This window comes from Anabaena sp. FACHB-1237, from assembly GCF_014696225.1.
Lineage (GTDB): Bacteria > Cyanobacteriota > Cyanobacteriia > Cyanobacteriales > Nostocaceae > FACHB-1237.
This window is the reverse complement of sequence record NZ_JACJPV010000018.1, coordinates 1-17779: the sequence shown is the minus strand read 5'-3', so window position 1 is coordinate 17779 and position 17779 is coordinate 1. Positions and strand designations below refer to the sequence as shown.

The 17779-nt window shown below is 39.2% G+C and carries 13 protein-coding genes; 6 read left to right on the top strand and 7 right to left on the bottom strand.

Translation table 11 applies throughout. The annotated features are described in order from the left end of the window. Positions 1–54 precede the first annotated feature (54 nt). A complete protein-coding gene (gene dapA / locus H6F32_RS10990) occupies positions 55–954 on the top strand; it encodes a 4-hydroxy-tetrahydrodipicolinate synthase (RefSeq protein WP_190369377.1) in 900 nt (299 codons plus the stop codon). A 444-nt stretch (positions 955–1398) separates the two neighbouring features. Beyond that, positions 1399–3180 (top strand): ribonuclease J, encoded by a 1782-nt coding sequence (locus H6F32_RS10985; protein WP_190369376.1) that lies wholly within the window; start codon positions 1399–1401, stop codon positions 3178–3180. A 415-nt stretch (positions 3181–3595) separates the two neighbouring features. On the opposite strand, the gene H6F32_RS10980 is transcribed toward H6F32_RS10985, so the two are convergent. Further along, positions 3596–4858, bottom strand: coding sequence for a dihydroorotase (locus H6F32_RS10980; RefSeq protein WP_190369375.1), 1263 nt, complete (start codon positions 4856–4858; stop codon positions 3596–3598). Positions 4859–5021: 163 nt separating this feature from the next. Between H6F32_RS10980 and H6F32_RS10975 the strand changes: the two genes are divergently transcribed. Then, a complete protein-coding gene (locus H6F32_RS10975) occupies positions 5022–5324 on the top strand; it encodes a CRISPR-associated protein Csx3 (RefSeq protein ID WP_190369374.1) in 303 nt (100 codons plus the stop codon). Between the two features lie 185 nt (positions 5325–5509). Here the strand turns inward: H6F32_RS10975 and H6F32_RS10970 are convergent, their stop codons facing one another. The 3 genes from H6F32_RS10970 to hisF form a co-directional block, all read right to left on the bottom strand. Next, a complete protein-coding gene (locus H6F32_RS10970) occupies positions 5510–6895 on the bottom strand; it encodes a glycosyltransferase family 2 protein (protein WP_190369373.1) in 1386 nt (461 codons plus the stop codon). Positions 6896–7043: 148 nt separating this feature from the next. Next, positions 7044–7232 (bottom strand): hypothetical protein, encoded by a 189-nt coding sequence (locus H6F32_RS10965; protein ID WP_190369372.1) that lies wholly within the window; start codon positions 7230–7232, stop codon positions 7044–7046. A gap of 107 nt (positions 7233–7339) precedes the next feature. Continuing rightward, positions 7340–8113, bottom strand: coding sequence for an imidazole glycerol phosphate synthase subunit HisF (gene hisF / locus H6F32_RS10960; RefSeq protein WP_190369371.1), 774 nt, complete (start codon positions 8111–8113; stop codon positions 7340–7342). A gap of 170 nt (positions 8114–8283) precedes the next feature. Here hisF and H6F32_RS10955 point away from each other — a divergent pair, with 170 nt between their 5' ends. Next, entirely contained in the window at positions 8284–9189 is a 906-nt protein-coding gene (locus H6F32_RS10955; protein WP_190369370.1) for a glutaminase, read from the top strand. A 350-nt stretch (positions 9190–9539) separates the two neighbouring features. Here H6F32_RS10955 and H6F32_RS10950 read toward each other — a convergent pair whose 3' ends face one another. Then, positions 9540–10622, bottom strand: coding sequence for a hypothetical protein (locus tag H6F32_RS10950; protein WP_190369369.1), 1083 nt, complete (start codon positions 10620–10622; stop codon positions 9540–9542). Between the two features lie 667 nt (positions 10623–11289). On the opposite strand from H6F32_RS10950, the gene psaA reads away from it, so the two are divergent. Together psaA and psaB are read left to right on the top strand one after the other, a co-directional pair. After that, a complete protein-coding gene (psaA, locus tag H6F32_RS10945) occupies positions 11290–13548 on the top strand; it encodes a photosystem I core protein PsaA (RefSeq protein WP_190369368.1) in 2259 nt (752 codons plus the stop codon). A gap of 112 nt (positions 13549–13660) precedes the next feature. Continuing rightward, the gene (gene psaB / locus H6F32_RS10940; RefSeq protein WP_190369367.1) at positions 13661–15892 is read left to right on the top strand and encodes a photosystem I core protein PsaB; all 2232 of its coding nucleotides are present in this window, start codon (positions 13661–13663) and stop codon (positions 15890–15892) included. A gap of 195 nt (positions 15893–16087) precedes the next feature. Here psaB and H6F32_RS10935 read toward each other — a convergent pair whose 3' ends face one another. Beyond that, on the bottom strand, positions 16088–16864 hold the full coding sequence (locus H6F32_RS10935; RefSeq protein WP_190369366.1) for a sulfite exporter TauE/SafE family protein: 777 nt from the start codon (positions 16862–16864) through the stop codon (positions 16088–16090). Positions 16865–17030: 166 nt separating this feature from the next. Then, positions 17031–17612, bottom strand: coding sequence for a CPBP family intramembrane glutamic endopeptidase (locus H6F32_RS10930; RefSeq protein ID WP_190369426.1), 582 nt, complete (start codon positions 17610–17612; stop codon positions 17031–17033). Positions 17613–17779 lie beyond the last annotated feature (167 nt).

The window sequence follows — 17779 nt, the reverse complement described above, 5'->3', positions numbered from 1 at the left end:
TTGATTTTAAGCTCAAAGCTAATTACAAAAAGATAAATGAGGAGTACAAAAAGGGTGGGAGAATTTGGTAACGTTATTACAGCAATGATCACGCCATTTACCTCAGATGGTAAAGTTAATTATGATGTGGCTGCAAAATTAGCCGACCATCTCATTAATAATGGTAGTGATAGCTTGGTGATCTGTGGTACAACAGGAGAATCACCAACATTAACCTGGGATGAAGAATACCAGTTATTTGTAGAACTATTACAAACCGTAGGAAATAAAGCAAAAATAATCGCTGGTTGTGGCTCAAATTCTACTAAAGAAGCGATCGCAGCCACCGAAAAAGCCGCTAAAATAGGAGTGCATGGCTCATTACAAGTTGTACCCTACTACAACAAACCACCTCAAGAGGGATTATATCAACATTTTCGCGCGATCGCTCATGCCTGTCCAGATTTACCAATGTTGTTATATAATATCCCCGGGCGCACAGGACAAAATCTAAGTTCCGAAACCGTCGCTCGGTTAGCAACAATTGATAATATTATCGCTATTAAAGAAGCAAGCGGTAGCTTAGACCAAGCTAGTGACATTCGGCGCTTGACATCACCAGAATTTCAGATTTACGCTGGAGATGATTCTTTAACTCTACCATTATTGTCCATCGGCGCAAAAGGAGTCGTTAGTGTTGCCTCCCATCTGGTTGGTAATCAAATCCAACAAATGATACAATCCTTTAAGATAGGCAAAACAGAGTTAGCTACTGAAATCCATTTGCAATTATTCCCCCTGTTTAAAGCCTTGTTTTTAACCACAAACCCCATTCCCATTAAGGAATGTCTGAAAATTCAAGGTTGGAATGTTGGTTCGGTTCGTCCTCCCTTGTGTACAGCAGATGGGAATTTATCCCAACAGTTAATAACTGTAATGGAGAAATTACAGTTAATCAGTGATAGCACTCAGTAAGATGTGTTAGATATTATAAGTTATCATTACTTGCTCTAATACAACCTACTTAATCAAACAAGGCGAAAATAAACGTTCAATATTAAAAGCACAAATGCCTTATAAATTGGAACTTTTCAATGTTTTCAATGTTTGCTTTATTTGCGCCATCATTGACTAGCTGCCAATTTGTAGCAATTGTCTAAAATGTGCTATAGCTGTGAAAATTATAACATAAAGCGAAATTACACAAACTTTCACAAGGTTTTACAAAATTTCAAGACGTATGCTACAAATGAACAACAATATAAAAATTAATTCAGTATCTAGTCCCCACAGTAGCACAGAACAGGAAATCGCTACGGACTGCATAAACCCTGAATTTAACAAGAAATCTGGTGTTGTATTTTATACAAAAACTCAACTATCCATTGATTAACAACTAACAACCATATCTAGGAGAAAATGACTAACAACGACGCTAAAAACCCACTGAAAATTATCCCTTTGGGAGGGTTACACGAAATAGGAAAAAATACCTGTGTCTTCGAGTATGATAATGAAATCGTGCTGTTGGATGCTGGGTTAGCTTTTCCTACCGAAGCTATGCACGGTGTAAATATTGTATTGCCTGATACTACTTATCTCAGGGAAAATAAGCATAAGATTAAAGGTATGATAGTCACTCATGGTCATGAAGATCATATTGGTGGTATCGCTTTTCACCTCAAACAGTTTGATATCCCGGTAATTTATGGACCGAGACTGGCTATGGCTATGTTAGAGGGGAAACTAGAAGAAGCAGGAGTACGCGATCGCACGGAATTAAGATCAGTATTACCCCGTGATGTGGTCAGAATTGGTAAGTCTTTCTTTGTGGAATATATCAGAAATACTCACTCCATCGCTGATAGTTTTACGGTAGCTATTCATACGCCATTAGGAGTGGTAATTCACACGGGAGATTTTAAATTTGATCATACCCCCGTAGATGGGGAAAAGTTTGATTTACAACGGTTAGCAGAACATGGTGAAAAAGGTGTACTTTGTCTTTTAAGTGATTCCACTAACGCAGAAGTCCCTGGTTTTACACCTTCGGAACGGTCAGTATATCCTAACTTAGATCGGGTATTTTCCCAAGCAACGGGAAGATTATTTGTTACTACTTTTGCGTCTAGTGTGCATCGTATTAGTATGGTGTTGGAACTAGCTAAAAAGCATAATCGCGTGGTGACGATAATCGGTCGTTCTATGTTGAATCTAATTGCTCACTCTCGTAACCTGGGTTATATTAAGTGTGAGGATAGTTTGTTTCAACCTCTACACACAGTTCGCGGAATGCCTGATGAGAATGTGCTAATTTTAACTACGGGTTCTCAAGGTGAGTCAATGGCAGCTATGACACGCATAGCTAATAAAGAGCATCCCCACATTAAAATTCGAGAAGGCGATACTGTTATCTTTTCAGCGAACCCTATTCCCGGTAATACTATAGCAGTGGTTAATACCATTGATAAGTTAATGATGCAAGGAGCAAAAGTGGTTTATGGCCGGGAGAAAGGCGTTCACGTTTCTGGCCATGGCTGTCAAGAAGATCAAAAACTTATGATAGCTTTGACTCGTCCTAAGTTCTTTGTACCATTTCATGGCGAACATCGGATGTTAGTTAAACATTCGGAAACAGCACAAAGTATGGGTATTCCTAAAGAGAATATGATCATTATCCAGAATGGTGATGTCATAGAATTAACAGAAGATGCTATCCAGGTAGCAGGTAAAGTACCATCAGGAATTGAGTTGGTAGATACTTCTAGTTCTGGTATGGTTAGTTCTAAAGTCCTGCAAGAAAGACAAAGCATGGCTTCGGAGGGAATTGTTACCATTGCTACCGCTATTGACTGGAATGGTAAACTCATGGCTAAACCAGAAATACATCTGCGAGGTGTAGTAACTAGCATTCAGCGATCGCTGTTACAGAAATGGGTACAACAGCGTATTGAGGAAATATTAGGGGTACGTTGGGGCGAATTTGCAAGAGGTAATGGCGCGAATGATATTGATTGGGGCGGTTTGCAAGAGACTTTAGAAATGGAAGTGGCGCGATCGCTCAGAAAAGAATTACAATGTCAACCATCTGTAACCTTGTTAATGCAAGTTCCCGAAGAAGGCTCTGCTTCAGCAAGTTCTGTCAAAGTAGCAGATGGTAGAAGAAGAAGAACTCGTTCTACAGCACAAGTAGCTTCTTAGCATTCAGCAGTTAGGCTTGTAAATATCAGAGTAATGCGGGCATATTGCCCGCTTTTTTTTGCTTAGAGATACATTGCATTACAAGAGTCAGATCCTCGACTTATTAGATAATTCGGGGATCTTTTTGTTCATATTTAAAAGTGCTATGGTTCTTATCTACGGAAATCTTAACTATTTTTTAAGATACGGTCAAAAATACGTAATTTTAATGATACAATAAATAAAGTTTGAATATTTTTGAGTTGTGTCTTGATTAATAGTTACGTTCAATAATAGTGATATTAATGCATCTTCTGATTTTGGTGTGAGTATGTCAAATAATAGCGTTTCATCAATAGCTATTAACATTCAAAACTATACCTAAACCAAAGCACTTATTCAGCAAGCTATAAATATGCTTACTGAACAAAAGGTTTTACATAAACCAACTACGAATCACAGTACCCCTAATTTCTTGGTTTAACCAAGGAGTATTATCATTCAAAGCACCAAGGTTTTTTCGGTTAACTATCCAAGGTTTTTCGGGGTTAAATAGTGTTAATTCTGCCTTCTCTCCTATTTTAATAGGGTTGATACTTTGTTGGAGACAAGCCGCTGGTTTACTGCTTAAACTACCCCATAATTCTAAAGCTGTAAATTCCCCTGTACTAACCAGGTGATGCCATAATAAAGGTAATGCTATTTGTAACCCTATCGCCCCTGGTGGCGCTTCCGCAAATGCCTGCATTTTCTCTTCATAGGTATAAGCTGCATGATCTATAGCGATCGCATCTATTACCCCATTCCTCACACCATCTCGCAAACATAACATATCTTGATTATTCCCCAACGGTGGCTGCAAATGCAAGGATGTGTCATAACTCTTAATACATTTCGTATCCAGTAATAAGTGCATCCACGTGGTACTCGCTGTGACTGGCAAACCTTTAGCCTTAGCTGTAGCAATTAAGTCCACACTCCGCGCAGTGGAAACTCGCATGATATGAACAGCAGTCCCTACTTCTCCTACTATTTCTAATAAAGCAGCTAAAGCTGTGGTTTCTGCACTTGCAGGAATAGAGGGTAATCCTATACGTAACGCATCCGTACCTTCACGTATAATACCGTTTCCAGCTAGTGAGCGATCGCATGGCCAAAATGCTATAGGTTTTTTCAAAGGTTGTAGATATTCTAACACTCTCTTAACCAAATTTAGATTTGTCCAAGGTTCACTATCCGTAAAACCTACCACCCCCGCATTCACTAAGTCCTTAAACTCAGTTAACTGTTTACCAGCTAAGTCTAGTGTCATCGCACCCCAAAAGCCCAGATTAGAACATGGGTAATGTTGCAATCTCTTTTGTTGCAATTGTGCCACTAACCCTGGATGATCAATTACAGGTAAAGTATCTGGTAATACGTTAACTCTAGTAAATCCACCCATGACCGCACTTTGTAAAAAACAGGCTAAAGTTTCTCGTTCCTCAAAACCCGGCTCTCCGCAATGACTATATAAATCAACTAGTCCCGGTCCAATAACCAGATCCTTACACTCATAAATTCTAGCATGAATATCAATATCTGTAATTTCTGGAGCTATGTTTTGGATATAACCATCAATAATTAGTATATCTACTATCCGATCTTGATGAGTAATGGGATCTAATAATCTTACTTGTTTTAATAATTCTCTGGCCATAATAACTTTTACTGCGGTTTTACCGTTGTTTATTTTACTTACTGATCAGCAAATTTGCTAGTTTTGATTAAGTTTGGATGATCAAAAAAATTATAAAATAGGCATTTTCTACCTCGCGTCATAATAGGAATTGTTAGTTTGATAATCAATTTACCTTTCCACCATGAGTAGTTATAACATTGATTTGCAAGACGGAATTTTAAGAGTTAAGTTTGGTGAACCAGCACAAAATGATCAAATTGTCAAGGATGCCGCAGCACGTTTAGAAGAACTCTATCAAGCAGGTCAACTACACGGAGAATTATTGAAGATTAATGGACCTACATCTATTCCTGTAGCCTTTGTCATAGCACATAAATTAGCACATTTGTACGGTGCTATAGGCTTATTTGACCCTAAGTTGGATAAATATGTTATCTCTATTACTCACAACCCAGATTATAAATTAGGCGATTTGATTGATTGAGATATAAATATATAAATAGTATCAGGATCATATTCTATTGATTATCTCCAGGCAATTATCCCAGAACTATTAACCAAGGTTAGATAGTATACAAGCGATCGCTCACTTACATCAGTTGTAGGTTAATTCAGATATCAACAAACTCTTTATCGGACCTAACCTACAACTACTAAATTCCACTAATATCATCCTCTATGTACCGTCTTTACCCACTTCAACCGCTTAGGTCTAATTGACATTCTCGCAGTGGTACTACTCATCACCACCAACCAATGTAACATATATATACTACCACGGACGGTTTGCAACAACAATACTAAATAATTAGATTTTTCCAAACAAGTCCTTTGTAAACCCGCAAACATCCCCACCACTGACATAGTTAATGATAAACCCGTTATTGGTGCTAACATAGGTGAACGATGGCCAATTATCGCCATCAGGATATCTGGAATAGATGCCGTCGGTAGAATATACATAATCAACACAAAAATCAGCAAATCTAAAGTTTTACCCCCTCCCATAGCATTCTTGAAAATGAGATCCCCATAGTCTAAATAACGCTGATATCCACCCTCAGCCCAGCGATTACGCTGATGCCAAAGTGCTAAAGCACTTGTTACCCCTTCCTCTTGCACCGGAGGATAGAACACACATTCAATATCCCATTTATCTAAATGTAAACGAATCGTTAAATCTAAATCATCCGTAATAGTCTCCTCATTCCAACCACCACAACTATCTAACGCCTCACGACGCACAAATTGACCATTTCCCCGTAACTCACCAACACCACCAATAGTAGTACGCTGTTCTTGAAACCACATATCTAAGGCCATTTCCGCCATTTGTCCCTTAGTCCAAAAGTTTTCAGACGCATTAGCGATCGCTTTTCTTAATTGTACCGCTCCCACCTTTTCCCTTTGAAATAAAGGTACTACCTTTGTTAATAAATCTCGACTCACTTGAGCATCTGCATCAAACACAGCAATAATATCACCCTTCGTCAAAGATAATACCTGATTTAGTGCCCCTGACTTTCCTCCACTAGCTTGTGCATCACGATGGAATACATTTAACTGTGGATACTCTTCTTGTAAAGATTTTAATAAATTAGGTGTATGATCAGTACTATTATCATCTATAATCCAAACCTCATAATTACCAGCATATTCTAAACTACAAAGATTATTTACTAATCTATTAATTACCGCTTCCTCATTTTTAGCAGCCACTAACACAGAAACCAACGGTAAATTTCCCTCCATTACCTGTGGATATTTGCGATGTTTAGCAAAAATAATCCTAAAAGCATGAATACCTAGAAAACCTGTTAATGTCAAAATTAACATCGAACCCCAAGAAATTAAATGTAAAGCTATAGTAATAATCCACACTATAGTTAATACTAGAGCAGCCTTGATTCTACGTCCCTGAAAACGGGAAGCGTTTAAAAATATAGGAACTTTCTTATTCTCTAATTCATTATCTGATTGATCAGATAACACGGTGTTTAGAGGATGAGAATTTTCCTGATCAGAATCCTTTTCAGGCCAGGAATTTGCTGGCATAGGTTACTTTATTTACCACAATATTTAACTACAATGCTTACCAATATACATTAAGTAGGGTATTTTACAAAATATTTCAGGTTTCAGTAGTCAGGAGTCAACAGGTTCGCTTAATCAATTATTCTTCATGCTTCACTCCTTGATTACTTTAACTATGTAATAAATACGACATACAATTTCCCATTAAAAAATATACCACTAACATTGCTGCGGCCGCAAGGGCAACCAATGTTCCCGCCAACACTAAAGAAAACTCTTTGTGCTGATATGCTTTCTCCATTAGGTGGAGCGACCAAGCTACAAGCGCAACATCAAATAATAAAATAGGAATCAACATATTTCTTAATATTTCTTAATACTAGTCCCCTAATATTAACATTGTTTTCTGGAAGTGTGACTCATTGGAGAAATTCCGACAGATGTACTTGATCGCTGTAGCTAAAATCATGCAGCAAAACGCACGGGAACCTGACGTTCTTGCAGGTAGGTTTTAATTTCTGCCACACTTAATTGTCCATAATGTAACAAAGATGCTAGTAATGCCGCTTCGGCCTTACCATTAGTTAACGCCTCATGAATATGTTGACAGTTTCCTGCACCACCAGAAGCAATAACTGGAACTTCCACAGCATCAGCGATCGCCCTTGTTAACTCCAAATCATAACCAGCTTGTGTACCATCAGCATCCATACTCGTCACTAACAACTCTCCTGCACCCCTTTTCGTTACCTCCTCAGCCCAAAATAGAGCATCTATACCCGTATTCTCTCGACCACCGCGTACATAAACATCCCAACCAGGATTTTTTGGATCAACTCTGCGTCTAGCATCAATAGCCACCACAATACATTGATTTCCAAAGCGATCGCTCGCTTCACTGATTAAATCTGGATTTCTCACCGCTGCAGAATTAATACTAACCTTATCCGCACCCGCTCGTAACAAATCTTTAACATTTTCTAAGGTTTGCACTCCACCTCCCACAGTCAATGGAATGAAAACCTGCTCCGCCGTCCTGTACACTACATCAATAATCGTATTCCGGTCTTCATGAGTAGCTGTAATATCCAGAAACACTAACTCATCCGCACCGGCTTCATTATAAACTTTAGCCAGTTCTACGGGATCACCAGCATCTTTAAGATCAATAAAATTAACTCCCTTCACAACACGACCAGCTTTCACATCTAAGCAAGGTAAGATTCTTTTGGCTAACATATACTTTCCACTCCTAGTAATTGCTCGGAATTTAATTTTAAGCGTATTGGGGTAATTTAGGTTATAACAAACAGGAAATACTAAACCCGAAATAACCAGCAAATAAGTCTTAAATTATATTAAATTAACCAAAATCAACAAAACTATGATCTAATAATCATCCTTCTATTATGATCAATTTACAAAACATTAATCTCGATACTTTATCTCTTTGCTTCACACAAGCCAAAACCCATGCCGCTTTTGGGACTGTTATTCAACGTATTCCTAGCTTATCTCAAGCTGATCCCCTCGCATTCGCTATACATATCTGTTATCAGTCACCATCAAACTTACAATCACACTATTGTTTAGGTGATACTAATATTCAATTTCCTTTAATGAGTGTCATTAAACCTTTCTCTTTCTTATACCTCTTAGAATGTTTAGGATCAGAAAAAGTATTAAACTTGGTGGGAATTGAACCTTCCTCTAGTCCTTTTAACTCTTTACAACAACTACAAGACGATCACGGTTATCCCCGCAACCCCATGATAAACAGTGGCGCTATTACTGTAGCTGATAACTTACCAGGAGAAAATCCTACAATTCGTACCCACCTATTTTGTCAATGGTTAAATAAATTAGCACACTCTCAATTATTTTTAGATGAAACTCTATTAGCCGATGTTCGTGCTACTCGTTCCCAGATAAATATAGCGATCGCTCAATATCTCTATTACACTCAACATATCACCAATCTGGAAATAGCCCTTGATACCTATGAACAAATATGTTGTCTCTCTACAACAGTACAAGATTTGGCTAAGTTAGGTTATGTATTATCCCATCACAACAACTATATACATCCTCAACATCGTCAACTTGTTAATTCTGTCATGCTAACCTGTGGTTTATACGAAGATTCCCCTCAATATACCGCTAAAATAGGCCTACCCATGAAATCAGGTATTAGTGGCACTTTACTAACTATCATACCCCATCAAGGAGCGATCGCTTCCTACAGTCCACCATTAGATCCTACTGGTAACTCCATCGCTGGTTTAGCTTTTATCCAACTATTAACCAATAAGTAACTTGATATTAAGTGTTAAAAAATTTTCGCGCCCCATTTTTTACAACTCTTGACAAATATCGAAAAATCTGAGATAATGGTTTCTGATGAGGAAGAACTATCTTCTCCGCAGTAACGCTCTTACTTTACTCCATACATAAATATATCAATAATCAACAATATAGATTAGTATAATATAATTATAGCGTTTACTTTCTAACTAATCAAAAAAATATCTGCGTTTATCTGCGTTTAGTCTAAAACATTAGAGATCAGTTGCATGGGAATTTCTATAAATATAGATGTAGAGAAATTTCTATTGAAAATCTCTACAAACTTATTAAGAACAATAAATTAAGTTTCTACCAATAGCTATTTAGCATTAGTGGAAGTAGTATCAGAAGTTCCAATTTCAGAAACTTCAACTTGAGGAGTTTCCACTTGAGGACTTTCAGGTTCAGAAACTTTGACTTCAGGAGTTGGAGAAACTTCAACTTGAGGAGTTTCCACTTGAGGACTTTCAGGTTCAGAAACTTTGACCTCAGGAGTTGCTGGTTTTTCTACCTTAGCTTCTGGAACAGGAGTTTCTTCCACAGTTGGTACTACGGGAGTCTGCACTTGATAACCTGCATCCACAATACCCCTAACATCATCAGCAGTTACATCACCTCTAACAATTTTAGATAGAGTATCTTGACCGTTTGGTTCATAATTAATTACTCTTGTGGTACTATTAAACGCATTTTTTACAGGCTGTCCACTGTTATCCAGAAATTCTAACTTAACCCAATTTTTACCCGGTTTAAAACCCTTCAAATAAACGGGTTGCCAACGGTCTAAAATAAAGCTCTCATCATTAATAGTGCAACGAATCCGCCAATTACTCATGTTATCACTATTGTTATCTCCAACAACACTTTGTAAAGGAGCATTAGTCAGATAAAAATCCAACATGATCGGTTCTGCACCATAAGTCCCATTAGGACGACTATAGGTAAGCAAAGGTAACTCAGCACTAGGGTTATTTTCCTCGGTTTTTGTAAAAATATGAAAGGTAGTTTGGGCATAAGCACCTTCATTTTTAAAACTTTCATGCCAAGGACGGGACGCAAACACCCTTAATGTATGAGTACCAGGGGTTAAGTCAGATAAAATTATGGGATTATTCCCATCATAAACATCATAAACTGCTCTATAAGGCTCATTATCCAAAATTAAATGTAAATGAGGTCCAAGTTGTAATTTACTATCTTTAAACAGGGGTAAATCGTGAACTTCTAGTTTGACATTCACTTTATTATCCGTGAACACTTCCTCCGGTTGCGGACTCACTATAGATACTTGTGGTTGATAAATTTCTAAGCTAGAACGCAATGTTTGAATCACTTCTGGAGGTGCTACTTCTGTAAAGGTTTTGGGAACTGTAGTTACCACTTCATTCGATGTTACAGGCATCGCCGGTGCACTAGATATTTCTTGTCCACTAACTTTATCCCCACAACCGCTCAAACAAATTACAATCAATATTGATGACAACAACTTAATAATTGAAACTCTTGAAAATATTTTGTCAAATAGCCTTTTCAATTTAAAGCTCATTACCTTTTTCCTTGTAATAATTTTTAATAATTATAAACAATGATCATCACTTAAATTACATCTTTTTGAGGACAGGCCAAGGGGTAAACCTACGACTTTAGAGCTAAATTCTGCCATTTTTTGTCCATTAACAGTCAATTTAGGTAACTTTTATCACCAAATTCAGCTAGATTTTTTAGCAATAAACCGGGATTTTTGGGCAAAAAACCCATAAATGACAATACTTTGAGCAAGTTTACGTATTAAATATAAATTTTAAGAATTGTTATTATTTGTAAATTAAATAAACAAACCCTTGACTTTTTGCAGATCATTAGAAAATTGCACCTAAATTAGAGGAAAAATTTGGCTAATTTTAATTATTGTTAAAAAGTCGCCAACAAAGTGCAGGTAGAGACTCTATAATTCAACAGAAACAACTTTTCCACACAGCAACCAAATCGTGAAACCAAAGACACAGGAAGTCACGATTGTGTATACTGGGTGGTATCCATGATTCCCCATTCCCTAGAGAGGAGGTCGAATGACGATTAGTCCTCCGGAGCGAGAGGAAAAAAAGGCAAAAGTGATCGTTGACAATGATCCAGTTCCTACCTCTTTCGAGAGATGGGCCAAACCTGGACATTTTGAGAGATCATTAGCCAAAGGTCCAAAAACCACCACCTGGATTTGGAATCTTCATGCACTCGCCCACGATTTCGATACACATACAAGCGATTTAGAAGACATCTCCCGCAAAATCTTCGCAGCGCACTTCGGCCACCTGGCAGTAGTAGCAATCTGGTTGAGCGGAATGTTATTTCATGGCGCTAAATTCTCCAACTACGAAGCATGGTTAACAGACCCATTAGGGGTTAAACCTAGCGCACAAGTAGTTTGGCCTATTGTCGGACAAGACATCTTAAACGGTGACATGGGCGGTGGCTTCCACGGCATTCAAATCACCTCTGGCTTGTTCCAAGTATGGCGTGGCTGGGGTATCACTAGCTCCTTCCAGCTGTATGTAACTGCGATTGGTGGCTTGGTATTAGCAGGCTTATTCCTATTCGCGGGTTGGTTCCATTACCATAAACGCGCTCCCAAACTGGAATGGTTCCAGAATGCGGAGTCAATGATGAATCATCACCTGTCAGTACTGTTAGGTTGTGGTTCTTTGGGATGGACAGGTCACTTAATCCACGTATCAGCACCTATCAACAAGTTGTTAGATGCTGGTGTAGCAGCTAAAGATATTCCTTTACCCCATGAATTGTTGTTTAACACAGCAAAAATGGCAGAGTTATATCCTGGATTCGCAAGTGGATTAACACCTTTCTTCACCTTAAATTGGGGAGCTTATGCAGATTTCCTCACATTTAAAGGCGGATTAAACCCAGTAACGGGTGGCTTGTGGATGACTGATATTTCTCATCACCACTTAGCGATCGCTGTACTGTTCATTGTTGCTGGCCATATGTACCGCACTAACTGGGGTATTGGTCACAGCATGAAAGAAATTCTGGAAAATCATAAAGGACCATTCACTGGTGAAGGCCACAAAGGTCTTTATGAAGTTCTCACTACCTCTTGGCACGCTCAACTGGCTGTGAACTTAGCAATGTTGGGTTCATTGACAATCATCATCGCTCATCATATGTATGCGATGCCTCCCTATCCTTACTTGGCAACTGATTACGCTACACAGTTGTGCTTGTTCACTCATCATATTTGGATAGGCGGATTCTTGATTGTTGGTGGCGCGGCTCACGGAGCAATCTTCATGGTGCGTGACTACGATCCAGTTGTGAACCAAAACAACGTATTGGATCGCATGATTCGTCATCGTGATGCTATCATTTCTCATTTAAACTGGGTTTGTATTTTCTTAGGCTTCCATAGCTTCGGTTTATACATACACAACGACACAATGCGTGCTTTGGGTCGTCCCCAAGATATGTTCTCTGATACAGCAATTCAGTTACAACCTGTATTTGCTCAGTGGGTGCAAGGACTGCATCAACTAGCACCAGGAACAACTGCACCTAACGCCTTAGAAGCAGTAAGTCATGTGTTCGGGGGCGCGGTGTTAGCTGTAGGTGGTAAAGTGGCTGCGGCTGCTATTCCTTTAGGAACAGCAGATTTCATGGTTCACCATATCCATGCTTTTACTATTCACGTAACTGTACTGATCCTGTTAAAAGGCGTACTGTACGCTCGTAGCTCACGTCTGATTCCAGATAAAGCTAACTTAGGTTTCCGCTTCCCCTGCGATGGTCCAGGTCGCGGTGGTACTTGCCAAGTTTCTGGTTGGGACCATGTGTTCTTAGGACTATTCTGGATGTACAACTCCCTATCAATTGTAATTTTCCACTTTAGTTGGAAAATGCAATCTGACGTATGGGGAACTGTAGATACAGATGGTACAGTTAGCCACATCGCTGGTGATAATTTTGCTCAAAGCGCTCTAACCATCAACGGTTGGTTACGCGATTTCTTGTGGGCGCAAGCTACACAAGTAATTAACTCCTACGGCAGTGAATTGTCAGCTTACGGATTAATGTTCTTAGGCGCACACTTCGTATGGGCATTCAGTCTCATGTTCCTGTTCAGTGGTCGTGGCTACTGGCAAGAATTGATTGAATCAATCGTTTGGGCACATAATAAACTCAAGGTAGCTCCTACTATTCAGCCTCGCGCATTGAGCATCACTCAAGGCCGTGCTGTAGGTGTGGCTCACTACCTACTCGGAGGAATTGCCACAACTTGGGCATTCTTCCACGCACACATACTTTCAGTAGGGTAAAACCTCAGCAGTATTTTGGATTTTAGAGGAGATTTTAAATTTGAAATTAAATCTAAAATCCGAAATGTAATGGACACCAGATGGCTAAAGGTCAGAGGAACTATCAAAACCTATGGCAACAAAATTCCCAAAATTTAGCCAGGATCTCGCACAGGACCCGACTACTCGTCGGATTTGGTATGCGATCGCAACAGGCAACGACTTTGAAAGCCATGATGGCATGACTGAAGAAAATCTTTACCAAAAGATTTTCGCCACTCACTTCGGCCACTTAGCAATCATCTTCCTGTGGGCATCCAGCCTCCTGTTCCACGTAGCCTGGCAAGGTAACTTTGAAGAGTGGATCAAAGATCCTCTTCACGTCCGTCCCATTGCCCACGCAATTTGGGATCCTCACTTCGGTGCAGCAGCAACTGAAGCTTTCACTCAAGCTGGCGCAAGCAATCCTGTAAACATTGCTTATTCCGGTGTTTATCACTGGTGGTACACCATCGGGATGCGGACAAACAATGAACTGTACACCGGTTCTGTTGGCTTGCTCCTCCTATCCGCACTCTTACTATTTGCTGGTTGGTTACACTTACAACCTAAGTTCCGTCCTAGCTTATCTTGGTTTAAGAGCGCTGAACCCAGATTGAATCACCACTTAGCTGGTTTATTCGGTGTTAGCTCCTTAGCTTGGACAGGTCACTTGGTTCACGTTGCCATCCCTGAAGCTCGTGGTATTCATGTAGGTTGGGATAACTTCTTAACAGTGGCTCCCCACCCCGCAGGTTTAACCCCCTTCTTCACCGGTAACTGGGGTGTGTACGCTCAAAACCCTGACACTGCTGGGCATTTATTTGGTACTTCCACAGGTGCAGGTACAGCGATTCTTACCTTCTTAGGTGGTTTCCATCCTCAAACCGAAGCTCTGTGGTTAACTGATATTGCTCACCACCATCTAGCGATCGCTGTATTATTCATCGTCGCTGGTCATATGTACCGCACTAACTTCGGTATTGGTCACAACATTAAAGAAATGTTGAACTCCAAGTCCGGTTTAGTTCCCGGTAGCAAGAGCGAAGGTCAGTTTAACTTACCCCACCAAGGTTTATACGACACCATCAATAATTCCTTACACTTCCAATTGTCTTTGGCGTTGGCTGCTTTAGGAACTATTACCTCCATGGTGGCGCAACATATGTACTCTCTGCCTTCCTATGCGTTCATCGCTAAGGACTACACCACACAGGCAGCATTGTATACCCACCACCAGTACATCGCCGGTTTCTTAATGGTTGGTGCTTTCGCCCACGCCGCGATCTTCTGGGTTCGTGATTACGATCCTCAAGCTAACAAAGGTAACGTGCTTGACCGGATGTTACAGCACAAAGAAGCGATTATTTCTCACCTTAGCTGGGTATCTCTCTTCTTAGGCTTCCACACTCTAGGTTTATACGTTCACAACGATGTAGTAGTTGCTTTCGGTACTCCTGAAAAGCAAATCCTCATCGAACCAGTATTTGCTCAATTTATCCAAGCTGCTCAAGGTAAAGCTCTATACGGTTTGAATGTACTGTTGTCTAACCCCGACAGTATCGCCTACACTGCTTACCCCAACGCTGGTAACGTTTGGCTACCTGGTTGGTTAGATGCCATTAACTCTGGTACTAACTCCCTCTTCTTAACCATTGGACCTGGCGATTTCTTGGTTCACCATGCTTTCGCTTTAGCTATCCACACCACAACCTTGGTACTTGTTAAAGGTGCTTTGGATGCTCGTGGTTCTAAACTGATGCCCGATAAAAAGGACTTCGGTTATGCGTTCCCCTGCGACGGTCCAGGCCGTGGCGGTACTTGCGATATCTCTGCTTGGGATTCTTTCTACTTGTCTATGTTCTGGATGTTAAACACCATCGGCTGGGTAACATTCTACTGGCACTGGAAACACCTAGGTATTTGGCAAGGTAACGTAGCTCAGTTCAATGAAAACTCTACCTACTTGATGGGCTGGTTCCGTGATTATCTCTGGGCTAACTCTGCTCAGTTAATTAACGGTTACAATGCTTATGGCATGAATAACTTGTCCGTTTGGGCTTGGATGTTCTTATTCGGACATTTAATCTGGGCAACTGGTTTCATGTTCCTCATCTCTTGGAGAGGTTACTGGCAAGAGTTAATTGAAACCTTGGTTTGGGCGCACGAGCGGACTCCTCTAGCTAACTTAGTTCGCTGGAAAGATAAGCCCGTTGCTCTCTCCATTGTTCAAGCTCGTGTGGTTGGTTTAGCTCACTTCACTGTGGGTTACATTGTTACCTACGCGGCGTTCCTCATTGCTTCTACTTCTGGTAAGTTCGGTTAATTCTGACTCCCAGTTGTAGGTAAGTAACAAAAAATCCCCTGCCGTAAGGTGGGGGGTTTTTCATAAACAGGCATCTTGCGTACTCAAGTTTTTACCGCTAATAATAATTTTATTAATACTGCGAGAAATCAAGGTAAGTTGTTGGTTAGATAGTATTTAATTTTAATTAGTTACTCTCAACTATCGTTATCTGTTCTAACCACGAATAAAAAAGTAAGTAGTCATAGCAAAACCAACAAAAATCACAAATCTTTTCACTAACCCAGGTTCTAATTTTGTAGAATAAGAAGCAGATAAATAAGCACCAAGAGAGCTACCTATAGCCATTAATAAAGTTTGTGGCCAGACTATCACACCAGCAAACATAAAAGGAATAATAGCAATACCATTAATACAACCACCTAAAAAAGATTTAAAACCATTCATAGTATGAATATTCTTAATTCCTAAAAAACTTAAACTTGCTAACATTAAAATTCCTACCCCCGCACCAAAAAAACCACCATAAATAGATATACCTAATTGAGAAATTATCACCATCAATAACGGCGGTTCATCTAAATTCGTTTTTAGGCTTTTATTTTGTAACCACTTTTTTAAAGGTTCACTAAAGGTAAATAATAATGTGGCCGATAACAATAAATAAGGTATGAGTTTTTTAAAAAAATTAACCGAGGTATATAACAAAATTACAGAACCAATAATCCCCCCAATTAAACTAGTAATACATAATAATAAAAGTTGTTTTTTGGGAATATTCAGATTATGACGATATCCCCCTACACTAGCTATAGTGGCTATCCATAAAGCGGTATTATTCGTAGCATTAGCCGCAATAGGAGGAATACCCGTAAATATTAAAGTAGGAAATGTAATAAAACTTCCTCCTCCAGCTACAGCATTTAGCCCTCCAGCAATAAAAGCAGCAATAAACAGAAAAAAACTATTGAGAAGGGTTAAATTGTACAACATTTTCTAAATTGATAATTGATAATTGATAATTGATAATTGATAATTGGCAATTAAGCTAAAAGTGGGAATAAATTGAGGTATGAAAATCACAACTTCCACTTTTAAAACTCTTACTCTTTGCGTCTGTGCGCCTCTGCGTGAGATAAATTCATAAATTTCTCCCGCTTTAAACTTTTCTAATTTTCCAGAAATAACTGGATAACCAATTGATGAAAATATGGGCAATTATCGGTACTAATAAATTACCTGTGAAAATAGCACTATAACCAAAAATTACACCAATAATTGTTGCCCAAATTACATAAGGCCATTGTTCTGGTCCACTTAAGTGTAATATCCCGAAACACAAGCTTGATACAATTACAGCTAGATCAGTCCCTCCTAATGCCGGTAACATTACTCCTCTAAATAATAATTCTTCGCTTAATCCTGGTAATAGTCCTAACCAAATTAAATCAGGTAATACTAAAGGCTTGAGAATTATTTCTAAGTAATAATCTGCACTTCTGCGGTAAGCAGGTACAAAATAATAAGACAAGCTACTTATTAATGTAATTATTAATCCTAAAGCAATTCCTATCAGTAAATGTTCTGGTTTCCAGTACCATTTGAAGAGAATGACGTTACCAAAACGTAACCATATTTTAGCAATTACCCAAAGGATAACTGCTGTTACTCCCATAGCTATCAGAACTTGGGTGCGTGTAAGGTGAGGAATTTCAGGTTTTTGGTTTTTTTGTTCAAACACGGGAATTTTAGATAATTGGTAATCGCTCATTGGTAATTATTAGGACTTACGCATTGACAGAATAAAAAAATAGTGCATTGATAAATAAGGGTCGTCTAGTAATCGGTATGGGAGAATGAGAGAAATTACTAAACTCTCGACAGCACAATGCAACATAGACATCTACA